General features: G+C 73.1%; 10 protein-coding genes. 6 read left to right on the forward strand and 4 right to left on the reverse strand.

The features are described from left to right. Positions 1–41 precede the first annotated feature (41 nt). Entirely contained in the window at positions 42–695 is a 654-nt protein-coding gene (locus tag CHF16_RS41920; protein ID WP_218826807.1) for a septal ring lytic transglycosylase RlpA family protein, read from the forward strand. 75 nt (positions 696–770) lie between these two features. On the opposite strand, the gene CHF16_RS23870 is transcribed toward CHF16_RS41920, so the two are convergent. Continuing rightward, the gene (locus CHF16_RS23870; protein WP_089328347.1) at positions 771–1,706 is read right to left on the reverse strand and encodes an alpha/beta hydrolase; all 936 of its coding nucleotides are present in this window, start codon (positions 1,704–1,706) and stop codon (positions 771–773) included. A gap of 271 nt (positions 1,707–1,977) precedes the next feature. Between CHF16_RS23870 and CHF16_RS23875 the strand changes: the two genes are divergently transcribed. Continuing rightward, on the forward strand, positions 1,978–2,340 hold the full coding sequence (locus CHF16_RS23875) for a YkvA family protein (protein ID WP_089328453.1): 363 nt from the start codon (positions 1,978–1,980) through the stop codon (positions 2,338–2,340). A 41-nt stretch (positions 2,341–2,381) separates the two neighbouring features. Here CHF16_RS23875 and CHF16_RS23880 read toward each other — a convergent pair whose 3' ends face one another. Continuing rightward, a complete protein-coding gene (locus tag CHF16_RS23880; protein ID WP_281259389.1) occupies positions 2,382–3,131 on the reverse strand; it encodes an IclR family transcriptional regulator in 750 nt (249 codons plus the stop codon). 1,231 nt (positions 3,132–4,362) lie between these two features. On the opposite strand from CHF16_RS23880, the gene CHF16_RS23890 reads away from it, so the two are divergent. From CHF16_RS23890 to CHF16_RS23905, 4 genes are all read left to right on the forward strand, one after another. Then, complete coding sequence (locus tag CHF16_RS23890; RefSeq protein WP_089328349.1) at positions 4,363–4,623, forward strand: hypothetical protein; 261 nt, start codon at positions 4,363–4,365, stop codon at positions 4,621–4,623. Positions 4,624–4,770: 147 nt separating this feature from the next. Then, on the forward strand, positions 4,771–5,019 hold the full coding sequence (locus CHF16_RS23895; protein WP_089328350.1) for a TFIIB-type zinc ribbon-containing protein: 249 nt from the start codon (positions 4,771–4,773) through the stop codon (positions 5,017–5,019). 253 nt (positions 5,020–5,272) lie between these two features. Next, complete coding sequence (locus CHF16_RS23900) at positions 5,273–7,057, forward strand: fatty acyl-AMP ligase (protein ID WP_089328351.1); 1,785 nt, start codon at positions 5,273–5,275, stop codon at positions 7,055–7,057. A 69-nt stretch (positions 7,058–7,126) separates the two neighbouring features. Continuing rightward, positions 7,127–9,802: an MMPL family transporter gene (locus tag CHF16_RS23905; protein WP_089328352.1), complete on the forward strand. Its 2,676-nt coding sequence runs from the start codon at positions 7,127–7,129 to the stop codon at positions 9,800–9,802. Positions 9,803–9,829: 27 nt separating this feature from the next. Here CHF16_RS23905 and CHF16_RS23910 read toward each other — a convergent pair whose 3' ends face one another. Together CHF16_RS23910 and CHF16_RS23915 are read right to left on the reverse strand one after the other, a co-directional pair. Then, positions 9,830–11,059, reverse strand: a complete 1,230-nt coding sequence (locus tag CHF16_RS23910; RefSeq protein ID WP_179271673.1) for a glycosyltransferase — start codon at positions 11,057–11,059, stop codon at positions 9,830–9,832. An 8-nt stretch (positions 11,060–11,067) separates the two neighbouring features. After that, positions 11,068–13,233 carry an MFS transporter gene (locus tag CHF16_RS23915; RefSeq protein WP_089328354.1) on the reverse strand — a complete coding sequence of 722 codons (2,166 nt, stop codon included), beginning with the start codon at positions 13,231–13,233 and terminating at the stop codon, positions 11,068–11,070. Between the last annotated feature and the right edge of the window lie 176 nt (positions 13,234–13,409).

Raw genomic sequence — 13,409 nt, forward strand, 5'->3', positions numbered from 1 at the left:
CCGGGCGTCCGGGGCCCTGTCCCCTAACAAAGGACTCCTCTGTGGGTAGCCCTGTAAGACGTCTTCTTCGCGCGCGCCTGCGCACCGTCCTGATCGTTTCCGGCGCCGCCGTCGCCGTCCTCGCCGCCGGGGCGTTCGCCCTGGTCAGCGCGGACGGGTCGGCGAAGTCCGCGCAGGCCGCACAGACCGGGAACCCGCCCGGCGACCCGCTCGCCGGCCGTCCGGACGCCGACTCGCCGCGGGTGGGCCGCGGCGGGACCCGGGCACCGGAGCCGTCGCCGACGGCGTCGCGGGATCCGGCGAAGCCGCCGAAGAAGAAGCGGAAGAAGGCTCCGGACTCGGACGCCGTCGCCGCTCGCATGGCGAAGCCGAAGAAGACGTCCAAGAAGAAGAAGTCCAAGGTCATCGACTCGGGTTCGTGCATGGCCTCCTACTACTGGGAGGGCCAGATGACCGCGAGCGGTGAGCGCTTCGACCCGGACGGGCTGACGGCCGCGCACAAGACGCTGCCGATGGGCTCCAAGGTCCGGGTCACCAACAAGAACAACGACCGTTCGGTCGTCGTCCGCATCAACGACCGGGGCCCGTACGCGGGCGGCCGCTGCCTGGACCTGTCCAGGGCGGCGATGAAGAAGGTCGGCGGCACCGGGTCGGGTGTGATCCCCGTCCGCTACGAGGTCCTGTCCCGCGGCTGAGCCGCGCCGTCTCCCGCCCCGTCCGGGCGGGCGCTCGAACGCGCCCGCATCCGGGCGGGGCGGCTCGGCCGCCGCTCACGAGGGCCGGCCGGCCACCGCTCCCGGGCGCGCCGCCGGGGCCGCCCCGGCCCGGCCGTCCGCCGACCAGGCGCCGTGCCTGCCGTCGTCCGCCGCCCCGGCCCCGGTGTCGGCCAGGTGGTCGCGGAACCAGTCGGTGAGGGCGGTGTCCACCTGGACGGCCTCGGTGATCGGCGGGCGCGGCTCGGTGCCGGGCTCGGCGGCCAGCGCGTGCCCCATCCGGAACGTGGTGGACTCGACCGCCCCGGTGCCGTGCCGGCGCAGCAGGTCGCGCAGCGCCGTGATCTCGCGCGGCGGGACGACGCGGTCCTTGGCGCCGCCGATGAGCAGCGTCGGGACGTCGCGTCCGGCGAGGCCGGGCGCGAGCGCGCCGAGGTCGAGCCGGTCGGCGCGCTCGGACGCCCGGGGCGCCCAGTCGCGCTCGCGGCCGGAGCGCTGCTCCACCGCCCGCGCGGCCCGCGCCGGGGCGGCCACGGGCGCGACGAGCGCGGCGGTGCGCACCGGTACGGTGCCGCGCAGCACGGCCAGCAGCGCGGCGGCGGCGCCCGTGCTGAAGCCCGCGAGCGCGACGGGCCCGTCGGGGAGCGCGAGGTCGCGGCGGATGTCGGCGAGCGCGTCGGGCAGCCGGTCCACGGCGTCCTCGACCGCCGTGCAGTACGCCTCGATGGACTCGGTTTCCAGGATCGCGCCCGAGCCGAGCCCGCCCGGCGAGCGGCCCGGAAGGTCGAGGAAGGCCCGCCACACCGGCACGCCCGTCATCGGGACCGCCGCCGCGAGCGCCGCGGCCGTGCGGGGCGGGTCGAACCCGGGCCAGGCCACGATCAGCCGGACCGGACCCGAGGCCTCGGCGTCGACCGCGGTCGGGGGCAGCGCGACATAGGGGCCGCCCGCCGCGGTGCCGTGGACGGGGCGGTTCGCATGGTCGCCGCTCATATCGGTTCGTCACTCCTGCGATGCTCGACGGGCCGTGCCGGTCGTGCTGGGGGAGCCGCCCGTAGGGACATGCTGGCAGCGGGCGCCGGGCAACACGCCGCGAATCGCCGCACCTCGGCCGCCGGAGTGATGAAGAACTCACCCCCGGTGGCCTCGAACGGGGCCGCGCGGCCCGACAAGGGGGAACATTTCCGGCGATGGTCGCGTCGTACGTAGTCGTGGGCGCCGCGGGGGCGCGCCCGCCACGACCCCGTTCGGACGAGGAGTGCTCGTGAACAAGAAGCGCAGCGCGGCCGCCGCAGGCCAGGCTTGGCAGATCTACAGCGAGACCCTGCAGCCCGACGCACCGGGTCTCTGGGAGCGGATGCGGGCCGTCCCGCGGATGATCAAGTCGGTCCTGCGCGGGCAGTACAAGGGCATGTCCTTCGGGACGCTCGGCCTGCTCGCCCTCGGCCTGGTCTACATCGTCTCCCCGATCGACGCCGTCCCCGACGTGATCCCGGTCGTGGGCATCGCCGACGACACCGGCGTGGCCCTGTGGCTCGCCGCGATGCTCGTCAGGTCGGCCGGCGACTTCGTCACCTGGGAGCGCGGCGGGCGCCCGACCGTCGTGGTGGGCGAACCCGTCGACTGAGGCCCATCGACCGATCCCCGGCGCGCCTCAGACGGCGCGCGTCAGGACGTCGTGGGGCTCAGCTCCTTCGCGAACCGTTCGGCGGCGTCCCGCATGATCGGCACGACGCCCGGGACGGCCTCGCTCGTCATGCGGCCGGACGGGCCGGACACCGAGATCGCCGTCAGCGTCGGCGTCCCCGGCAGCGGCACGGCGACGCAGCGGACGCCGATCTCCTGCTCCTCGTCGTCCAGCGCGTATCCCTGCTTACGGATCCGGTCCAGTTCGGCGAGCAGCGCGTCCGGGTCGGTGAAGGTCTTGGGGGTGTGCGCGTCCATGCCCGTCCGGGACAGGATCTCCCGGACGCGCTGGTCGGGCAGCTGCGACAGCAGCGCCTTGCCCACACCGGTGCAGTGCGGCTGGACGCGCCGCCCCACCTCGGTGAACATGCGCATCGAGTGCTTGGACGGCACCTGCGCGACATAGACGGCCTCGTCGCCCTCCAGCACCGCCATGTTGGCGGTCTCCCCGATCTCGTCCACCAGGCGGGCCAGCACCGGCCGCGCCCAGGTGCCGAGCAGCCGGCTGGCGCCCTCCCCGAGCCTGATGAGCCGCGGCCCGAGCGCGTACCGCTTGGACGGCTCCTGCCGGACGTACCCCTTGTTCACGAGCGTGCGCATCAGCCGGTAGATCGTGGGCATCGGCAGCCCGGAGACCTCCGTCAGCTCCGACAGCGCCATCTCGCCGCCCGCGTCCGCCAGATGCTCCAGCAGGTCGAACGCGCGCTCCAGCGACCGAACGGCCTCCGCCACCCCGGGTCTCCTCTCCTCACCGCGGCCCACCCGATTCTACGGAGAACCGATTTCGCTATGCGAAAGATAGCTCGCCGCCGGGGTGAGGCACGTTACTAGTACCGGCGATTGGCAATAACTGTCTGTGCCCGGCGCCGCGGCGCCGCCCCCCTGGCAGCCATGACGTTGACCGCTAGGGGGAACGGTGCGCCGAAGGACACGCTGGGGCGCGATCACTGCCGCCGGCACGCTGGCCGTACCTCTCGTGCTGCTGATCCCGGCCGCCGAGGCCGTACCGGGCGGACGCCCGTCCACCGTCCGTTTACTCATGGACCAGGCGTTCTCCAGCATCGCCACATCCGGACCCGGCTACGCCCTGGCGTACACGGTCCGTGTCCACGCGGAAGGCGGCGTCGCGCGCGACGCGACGCTGCGGCTCACCGCGGAGCGCCCCCTTGCCTGGACGAGTCTCCCGGCGGGCTGCACCGAGGCCGAGCCAGGGCGACTCGACTGCGCCCTGGGGGACGTCGGCGAGAAGCCACGCGAACGGACGGGCACACTGCGGCTCCCCGCGTCCGCGACGCCGGAGGCATCGGCGAAGCCTCTGAGCATCCGTGCGGTGGCGGACGCCCCCAACGCCGTCACTCGATCGCTGCAGGCGGTGTTCGGCTTCTCGGGCACGACCTCGTCCTCGCCCCCGTCCCCATCCACGCCCCCATCCACGTCCCCATCCACGTCCTCGCCAACAGCGTCACCGACATCGACACCAACCGGTTCGAAGCCGTCCGCCGAGCCGTCCAGTCCCAAGAGCCCCAAGTCGAAGGCGTCCGGGCCGAAGCCGAGGGCGAGCGGCAGCCACCTGCCGACAAAGACGCCGTGCGGCAGCGGCAAGCCGCGCAAGAGTGCGAAACCTTGTGCAGCATCGAAGAGCCCGAGGGTGACTCCCGGCCCGTCCGTCCCGAAGCTGAGCAGCGGCGGCGGTAACTCGCCGAAGACCCGCACACCGAAGACGTCGACGCCGAAGACCCGTACGCCTAGAACGCCTGTGCCCCGGCCCACTGCGAGCCAAGAGTCGCCCAGGGAGCTTGCGGAGTTTCCCGGCCTCAGTCCGCAGACGATCGACCCGCCTGCGATCGACCCGCCTGCGGACGACCCGCCGGCGGACGGTCAGTGCGAAGGCGAGCCCTGCGTCGCGGTGGCGCCCCCTGGGAGCGGTGGAGGGTCGAACGGGGATGCGCCTCCGGGGTTCGCCATGCCGGAGTTGCCCGTCGTGGCGCCGCCGAGGGATGTCGTGCTGCCGCCCGCCAACGTCCCGCCGGGTCCGCGGGTCGCGCCCGGTGCGACCAGGATGACGCTGATGGCGCCGGCCGGGGCGGAGGAGGGCGACGAGCTGGACTGGGCGGTCGTCATCGGCGCCGCGCTCATCGCGGAGATCGGCCTGCTGTGGGGAGCCGCCTGCATCGGCCTCTACCGGAGGCGGCTGGCGCTGCGGCAGGCCGCCGCCGCCGGGTGACGCGGCCGGACGGGCGGATGGCGACGCTAACGCAGGCGTGCCGCCTTCGGACAGCCGGATCGAATGGCGAGCAATACCGGAACGGGCGTCATGTCAGTAGGCTGACCGCCTGACAGTAAAGCCGTCGTTACGGACAGGGGATCCGTTATGTCAGAGACGACGCTGCAGTGTCCGAAGTGCGAGTCGACGCTCGACACCCATGAGCGCCACGGCGTGGTGATCGAGGAATGCCCGGGATGCAAGGGCGTGTTCCTCGACCGCGGCGAACTCGAGCAGCTGATCGACGCCGAGAGCCGGTACCTCGCGGAGCTTCCGGACGAGGTCAACCCCGAGACGACGTACCAGGGGCGGCACCGCCGGGGCATCGTGGAACAGATCTTCTCCGGCGAGCGGTGATCCCGGGCACGGTCGGTGACCGGCCGGACGCCCAGGCGTGTTCCGGCGTTTTCCGGTTGTCACGGGGGTGACAAACCCGGCTTCGGCGAATGTGGCCGGGAGCTAATATCGCGTGCTGACTACCATCGGGTAGCTTGACGATCATCGCCGGTCGCCGGGGCGTGCCCCGGCCGGCCCGGCCCGCCCTCCGCCGATGGCGCCCGACCCCGTCCGCACCGGGCCCGTCCGGCCCGTCCCCTCGGGAGAATGATCAATGGCTCTGGGCTCGCTGCTTCCCGAACTGCTGCCCGGCGGCTCCGGCCGCACCCCGCTGATCGAACGGGTCGCGCGGTGGGCGAGGGAGAAGCCGGACGCGCCGGCCTACACCTTCGTCGACTACTCGGCCGACCCGGCGGGCGCGCACGTCACGGCGAGCTGGGCCGAGACCGACCGCCGGGCGCGCGCGATGGCGGCGACGCTGCGCCAGGTCACCGGGCCCGGCGAGCGGGCCGCGCTGCTGCTGCCGCAGACGCTCGAGTACATGATGACGATGCTCGGCGCGATGTACGCGCACGTCATCGCGGTGCCGCTGTTCTCGCCCGACCTGCCGGGCCACGCCGACCGGCTGATCGGCGCCTACACCGACGCCGAGCCCGCGGTCATCGTCACGACGCGGAACGCGCTGCCGCACGTGGAGAAGTTCCTCGCCGACCACGACGTCCCGCAGCCGAAGGAGATCGTGTTCGCCGAGGAGGTCGACCTCGCGCTCGCCGGGACGTGGCAGGACGAGCCCATCGGCTTCGACGACCTCGCGTACCTCCAGTACACGTCGGGGTCGACGCGGCGCCCGGCCGGGGTCGAGATCACGCACGGCAACGTGACGGCGAACGCGGCGCAGCTGTGGTCCGGGTGGGCGCCCGACAGGCCCGGCCCCGAGCTGGTGAGCTGGCTGCCGCTGTTCCACGACATGGGCCTGATCGCGACGATGGCGCTGCCGCTGGTGAACGGCGACCACGCCATCTACACCGACCCCGTGTCGTTCATCATGAACCCGATGCGCTGGCTCCAGCTGATCGCGGCGCGGCCGGGCAAGAACGTCTACACGGCGGGCCCGAACTTCGCGTTCGAGTACGTCGCGGCGGCGGCGACGCAGGAGAAGATCGCCGGCCTGGACCTGTCCGGCCTGACGACCTGCCTGAACGGCGCCGAGCCGATCCGCCCGTCGACGCTGTCGATGTTCGCGGAGGCGCTGGCGCCGGCCGGGCTGCGGCCGGGCGCGCAGGCCCCCGGCTACGGGCTGGCCGAGGCGACGGTGTTCGTGACCGCGGCGGCCGAGGACGTCCCGCCGAAGGTCATCTCGGTCGACCGGGAGGCCCTCACCCAGGGCGAGCTGCGGCTGCGCGAGGGCGGGTCGGAGCTGGTGTCGTGCGGCGGCCCCTGCGGGCAGCTCGTCGCGATCGTCGACCCGGAGACGCGGCGCGAGCAGCCGGACGGGCGGGTCGGCGAGATCTGGGTGCACGGCCCCAACACCGCCCCCGGCTACTGGCGCAACTCCGAGCGCAGCCAGGACACCTTCGGCGGCGAGCTGAGCGAGCCCGGCGACCTGCCCGCCGGGCCCTGGATGAAGACCGGGGACTACGGCGTCGTCCACGAGGGCGAGCTGTACGTCACCGGCCGCATCAAGGACCTCATCATCGTGGACGGCCGCAACCACTACCCGCAGGACATCGAGGTCACGACGCAGGAGGCGCACGCCGCGATCCGCCCCGACCACGTCGCGGCGTTCGCGCTCACCGGCGAGGAGACCGAGCGGCTCGTGATCGTCGCCGAGCGCAACCGCCGCGTCCCGCTCGGCCGGCTCGACCTGGACGAGGTCGAGGCGGCGGTGCGCGGCGCCGTCAACATCGAGCACGAGATGAGCGTGCACGAGTTCGTGTTGGTCGAACCGGGTGGCGTGTCGCGCACGTCGAGCGGAAAGATCGCACGTGCGGCGACGCGGAAGCGGTACCTCGACGGCGGGCTGCCGACGACGGCGGCGCGGCTCGCGTCCCGCGCGTAGCGGGCACGTGGCGTCCCGCAGGTAGCGTCGACGCGGGCGGCCCTCCGGCCGCCGTGACACAGGAGGATCATGCTTTCGGGGCTGGGGCGTCTCATCCACCGGCGGCGGTGGACCAGCCTCGTGCTGATCCTGGTGACGACCGCGGTCGCCGGCGCCTGGGGCCTCGGCGTGTTCGCCAAGTTCAAGGAGGGCGGCTTCGAGGACCCGGACGCGTCCTCGACGCTCGTCGCCAAGCTCGGCGCGACCTACTTCGGCAGCACCAACCCCGACGTCCTCGTCCTCTACTCCAGCGACACGATGACGGTGGACGACCCGCGCTACGAGGCGGCCGTCATCGGCACGGTGGCGCGGCTGCCGAAGGCGAACGTCGAGGAGATCATCTCCTACTGGTCGTTCGACGGCGAGGCGGCGAAGTCGTTCGCCTCCCACGACCGGCGCTCGACGTTCGTCGCGGTGAAGATCCGCGGCAGCACGGGGGCGGAGAAGGCCGAGAACTACCACGCGGTCGAGGACCGGCTGGAGAAGGCGCCCGGCCTGCGCGTCGAGCTCGGCGGCAGCATCCCGCTCGGCGAGGAGTTCGGGCAGCAGGTCGTCGCCGACATCGTCCGGGCCGAGATGATCACGGCGCTGCCGCTGCTGATCCTGCTGGTGATCCTGTTCGGCGCGCTCGTCGCCGCGCTCCAGCCGATCGTCGTGGCGATCTTCTCGACGATCGGCGGCCTGGCCGTCCTGCACGTGGTGACGTACGCGGCGGACGTGACGTCGTTCGCCCTCGAAGTCGTCACGATGATGGGCGTCGGCCTGTCGATCGACTACTCGCTCTTCATCATCAGCCGGTTCCGTGAGGAACTGGCGCGAGGCATGGCCGCGCAAGGGCTGCCACCGGGCAAGCCCTGGAAGCGGGAGCGGGACAGGGCCGCGCGCAAGGCCGCGAAGAGGGCCTACAAGGCCGACCTGAAACCCGTCCGGGAGTCGGCCCTGGCCGCCACCATGGCGACCGCGGGCCGCACCATCATGGTCAGCGGCGTCACCGTGTCGGCCGCGCTCGCCGGCCTGCTGCTCTTCCCGCAGATGTTCCTCCGGACGATCGGGCTCGCCGGCATCGCCACCGTCATGGTCGCCGTGTTCGGCGCCACGGTCCTCCTGCCGACGCTCCTGGCGCTCCTGGGGACGCGTGTCGAAGGCGGCCGGATGCCGTGGCGGCGGCCCACGGCCAAGCGCGCGCAGCGCGACCCGGCGAGCGGCTTCTGGTACCGCCTGGGCCACAGCGTGATGAAGCACCCGCTGCCGTACTTCGCGGTGGTGCTCGTCATCCTCGGCGTGATGTTCGTGCCGTTCCTGAACGTCCAGTTCGGGAGCGTCGACGCGCGCGTCCTGCCCAAGGACAGCCCGACCCGCGCCGTCGTCGAGACCGTCAAGCGGGAGTTCCCGAACGGGTCCGCCGAGCCGATCGACGTCGTCGTGTCCGGCGACCTCATCCCGCGCGACTGGAAGCCCGCCAAGAAGGGCGACCCCATCCCGCCCTACCTGGAGGAGTTCCGGCAGCAGCTCGGCAAGCTCCCCGGCGTCACCGAGGCCCAGTTCACCGGCTACTCGGGCGAGTACGGCGGCGTGCGGATCTCCGTCACGCACAAGTACGAGCCGATGGACCAGCGTGCCCAGGACCTCGTCACCGACATCCGCGGGATGAGCCTGTCCAAGGACGGCTACCCGATGCACATCGACGTCGGCGGCAGCACGGCCTCGCAGATGGACCTGATGTCGAGCCTGATGCGCACGCTGCCGAAGATGGCGCTGTTCGTCGGGGTCGCCACGTTCATCCTGCTCTTCATGTTCTTCGGGTCGATCGTGCTGCCGCTGAAGGCGATCGTGATGAACGTCCTGTCGATCGGCGCCTCGTTCGGCGCGATCGTGTGGGGCTTCCAGTACGGGCACCTCGCGGGCGTCCTGGACTTCACCCCGACGGGCGGCGTCGAGGCCACCAGCATGATCCTCATCCTGGCGGTCGTGTTCGGCCTGTCGATGGACTACGAGGTCTTCCTGCTCAGCCGCATCCGCGAGGAATGGGACCTCACGCACGACAACCGCGTCGCGGTCGCGTCCGGCATGCAGCACACCGGCGGCATCATCACCAGCGCCGCGCTGCTGTTCCTCGTCGTGGTCGCGGCGTTCAGCATGGCGGGCATCACGGTCGTGAAGCTGATCGGCGTCGGCATGTTCGTCGCGGTCGTGGTGGACGCGGCGCTCGTCCGGTCGCTGCTCGTCCCGGCGACGATGCGGTTCATGGGCGCGGCGAACTGGTGGCTGCCGCCGTTCCTCGCCGGGCTGCACGCCCGCATGGACCTGCGCGAGCACACCGCCGCCCCCGTGCCGGCGGGCGCGACCGCCGCGCCGCCGCGCATGCCGGACGAGCAGCCCTTCCCGTACGCCCTGAACTGGGCGGAGGCGGAGGCGCCGCCCGCGCCCCCGCCGCAGCCGCAGCCGGTGGACGCGCACGAAGCCTTCCGGCCGTCTCCGCAGCCGCCCGCCGAGCCGGAGCCGCCGCACCTGGTGTTCCGCTCGGCCAACGGCGCTGGGGCCGCACCCAACGGTGCCGGGCCCGCTCCGGGCACGGCACCATGGCGGCCCTGGGCGGACGGTCCGCCGCAGCCGAGGCCGCCCCGCCCGCCGCGCGTGAAGAGGGCGATCGAGCCCGCCCCGGACGGGTCGGGCTGGCGCTGGAGCGACCCCGCCGACGACCGCTGAGGCGGAGGCTGGAGCGGACTCCGGGGCTCAGCGCAGCAGCGCGTCGATGACCTCGCGGGCGCGGCCGATGCCGTCCTCCGCGCGGATGCGGCGCCCGAGGTCGGCGGCGCGGTCGGCGAGGTCCGGGTCGTGCACGGCCCGCCGGATCCGGGCCGCGAGCCGCGGCACCGCCATCGCCTTGAACGGCAGCGGCCGGGGCCCCGCGCCGAGTGCGGCGACGCGCTCGCCCCAGTAGGGCTGGTCGCCGAAGAACGGGCAGACGACGGTCGGGACGCCGGCGCGCAGCCCCGCCGCGGTCGTGCCGGCGCCGCCGTGGTGCACGACGGCCGCCATGCGCGGGAACAGCCACGCGTGCGGGACGTCCCGGACGGCGAGCACGTCCTCGTCCGACGTGGCCGGGGCGCCCTGCACGATGCCGCGCACCCCGGCGAGCTTCAGCGCCGTCCGCACGATGAGGCCGGTCATCGCGGCGTCCTTCGGCACCATGCTCCCGAACCCGACGTAGACGGGCGGCGGACCGGCGGCGAGGAACTCCGCCAGCTCCGCCGGCGGCTCCCACCCGGGCTCGTCGAGGAACCAGTACCCGGTGAGGTGCACCTCGGGACCCCAGTCGGCGGGCCTCGGCACGACGGCCGGGCTGAAGCACGCGAGCACCGGGCCGTCCGGCCGGCCGCCGCGCAGCGGCAGCCGGGGCAGCCCGAGCGAGGCGTCCCGCCACGGGTTGATGAACGGCCGCGACAGCTGCCAGGCGATCTCGTCGACGGCCCGGAAACTCGCCCGCCGCCCCCACGGGCCGAGCAGGCGCGCCTGCGGGACGAACGGATGCGGGAACGCGCCGGTCGGCTCGCTCGGCTGGAAATGGATCAGCGCCCACGGGACGCCGAGATGCTCGCCGATATGGCGGGGGAGGAATCCGAGAGTCGGCCCGAGGATGAGGTCCGCGCCCTTGCAGGCGTCCGTGCACTCGGCCAGCAGCCGTTCCGCCATCGGGCCGAGGATGCGCCGGAATCCGCCGAGGAACTTCACCGGGTTCCGGCCGCCAGCGAGCAGTTCCTGCCCGGCGTCCGATTCCAGGATCTCGGCCGGGTCGGCGGTCAGCGGCGCGAGTTCCAGGCCCGCCGCGACGGCCATCGGCGCGTACCGCGCGCTCGCCACGAGCCGCACCTCGTCGCCGCGCGCCCGCATTGCCCGGCCGAGCGCGACGCACGGCTGGATGTCCCCGCGCGACCCGGCGGCGAAGATCACGATTCTGCTCACGGTGCCTCCTACCAGGCGTCGCTGCGCGGGACGGACCGCGGACCCTCCGCCGGGCCCTCCTCCTCCGGGACGTACGGCTCGTACCAGCCCTCGGGCGGTGCGGGCCGCTCCTCGACGTCCGCCGCGTCCGGGCCCGGAACGCCGGTGGCCTCGGGGGGCTCGGCGACCGGCTCGGCCGGGCTGCCGCCGCGCACCCGCCACACCGGCGTCGCGCCGGGGCCGGCGGCCTCAAGCGCCTCCTCTTCGGCCTCCTCGGCTTCTTCGGCCTGCGGCGGGACCGCCGGTATCGGGGTGGTGGGACGGGCGGTCTCGTCGGTCGGCCAGTCCTCCCACGCGTTCGCCGCGGCGGGCCGCTCGGACGGCACGACGGGCGGAGGCGGCGCCACCGGCGGGGGCGCCGCGGCGGACGGCGCGGGCGGCGCCGGTGGTGCGGCGGGCGGCGGGCCGTCGCCGGGCGGCGCGGGCCAGGGCGCCGGGATGGGGGGCCGGTCGCCGTTCCCCGGCGCGCCGTCCAGGGGCTCGGACGCGGAGTCGGTCCACCAGTGCGGGCCGGGGGTCGTCTTGGGGGCGGGCTCGTCCGGCATGGGGTCGTCGTCCTCCCAGGTGAGGGGAAGCGGGAGGGGGGCGCTCGGCGGCGCGGCGGTCGCGACGGCGACGGGTTCGGCGAGCGGCGTCGCGAGCGGCTCGGGCGCCGCCCCGACCAGCGCGGGGATCGGGTCGCGCGGGGTGGCCGTCGGGTCGTACTTCGGGGTGTCGTCGGGGATGACGGGCGGGGTCTTGCCGTGCTTCGGGCCGAGCCAGCCGCGCCGGCTGGGCAGCGTGATCCCGCTGATCAGGCCGCCGATGAGGACGAGCACGGCGCCGAGGATGAGGCCGGAGGAGGTGCCGGCGCGGAACGTCTCCAGCTCGGCGGCGCTCGCGCCCGGGTCGGGGACGTGTTGGACGAGCAGCCCGACGATCGCGATGCCGAACGCGCCGGACGCCTCGCGGATCACGTTGATGACGCCGCTCGCCACCCCGGCCCGCTTCTCCGGGACGGCCTTCAGCACGTACATCACCAGCGGCATGCCGAGCGCGGCGCCGACGCCGACGAGCATGACCCCCGGCATCAGGTCGGCGTAGCCGTCGCCGACCTTGAGCATGGAGAACAGCACCATGCCGAGGCCCATCAGCGCCATCCCGGCGCCGATCGCCGGGCGCGGGCCGACCTTGGCGGCCATCAGGAACGCCAGCGGGGTCAGCAGGATGATCGCGATGGCGGGCGGCAGCATGACCAGGCCCGCCTCGGGCGGTGAGAAGCCGAGGAAGCGCTGCAGGAACGGCTGCGAGTAGAACATCATGCCGTTGAAGCCGATGCCGTAGAGCATCTGCGACAGCAGCCCGCCGGTGAACACCCGGTTGCGGAAGAACCGCAGGTCGATCATCGGGTCGGGGGCCCAGCTCTCCACCACGATGAAGCAGACCAGCGCGATGACGCCGAGGGCGAAGACGCTGAGCACCGACGGGTCGGCCCAGCCGCGCTTGTTGCCGACCTCCAGCGCGTAGATGAACGCGAACAGCATCGTCGCGGAGATCAGCACGCCGGGCAGGTCGATGCGGGCGTGCTTGTTCTCGCCCTGCCCGGTGAGGGTGAACAGCCCGAGCAGGATCACCAGGATGCCGGGCACGATGTTGATCAGGAAGATCCAGCCCCAGTGCCAGTGCTGGACGATGATCCCGCCGATGGTGGGGCCGAGCGCGGTCGCGCCGGACGCCGCGCCGATGAAGATGATGTTGCCGATCGAGCGCTGCTTGTCGTTGCGCCCGACGGTGACCATGACCTGCGTGGCGGGCAGCGCGAGCGCGGCCCCGGCGCCCTGCACGATGCGGGCGAGGATCAGCACCTCGGACGTCTGCGCCAGGCCGCACACGGCGGACGCGGCGGTGAACACGACCATGCCGGTGGTGAACGTCAGCCGGCAGCCGAAGACGTCGGTGAGCCGCCCGCCCGTGATCATCAGGCAGGAGAACATCAGGATGTAGCCGGTGGCGACCCAGTCCTTGGCCGAGGACGACATGTCGAGGTCGTCCATGATCGTGGGCAGCGCCGTGAAGACCACCGTGTTGTCCATGGTGGTCATGAACGCGCTGACGGCCACCACCGCCAGCGCCCATCGGTACCGGCCCCGGGTCAAGAGTCCGTGCGGCGGGGGTCCCCGGACCGCCGGGAAATCCGCCGCTTCCCCCTAAAAGCAGTCGTCGCTATTGTTACTATTGGTTGGCGCTCCGTTACTCGGCCCTGGCATCTTCCGGGCGATCTCAACTATCCCATCAGGCCACATTGGTTACTGCCGAGTCTTGTCATCACCGT

The sequence above is a fragment of the Actinomadura meyerae genome (assembly GCF_900188445.1).
In the GTDB taxonomy this organism is placed as follows: Bacteria; Actinomycetota; Actinomycetes; order Streptosporangiales; family Streptosporangiaceae; genus Spirillospora; species Spirillospora meyerae.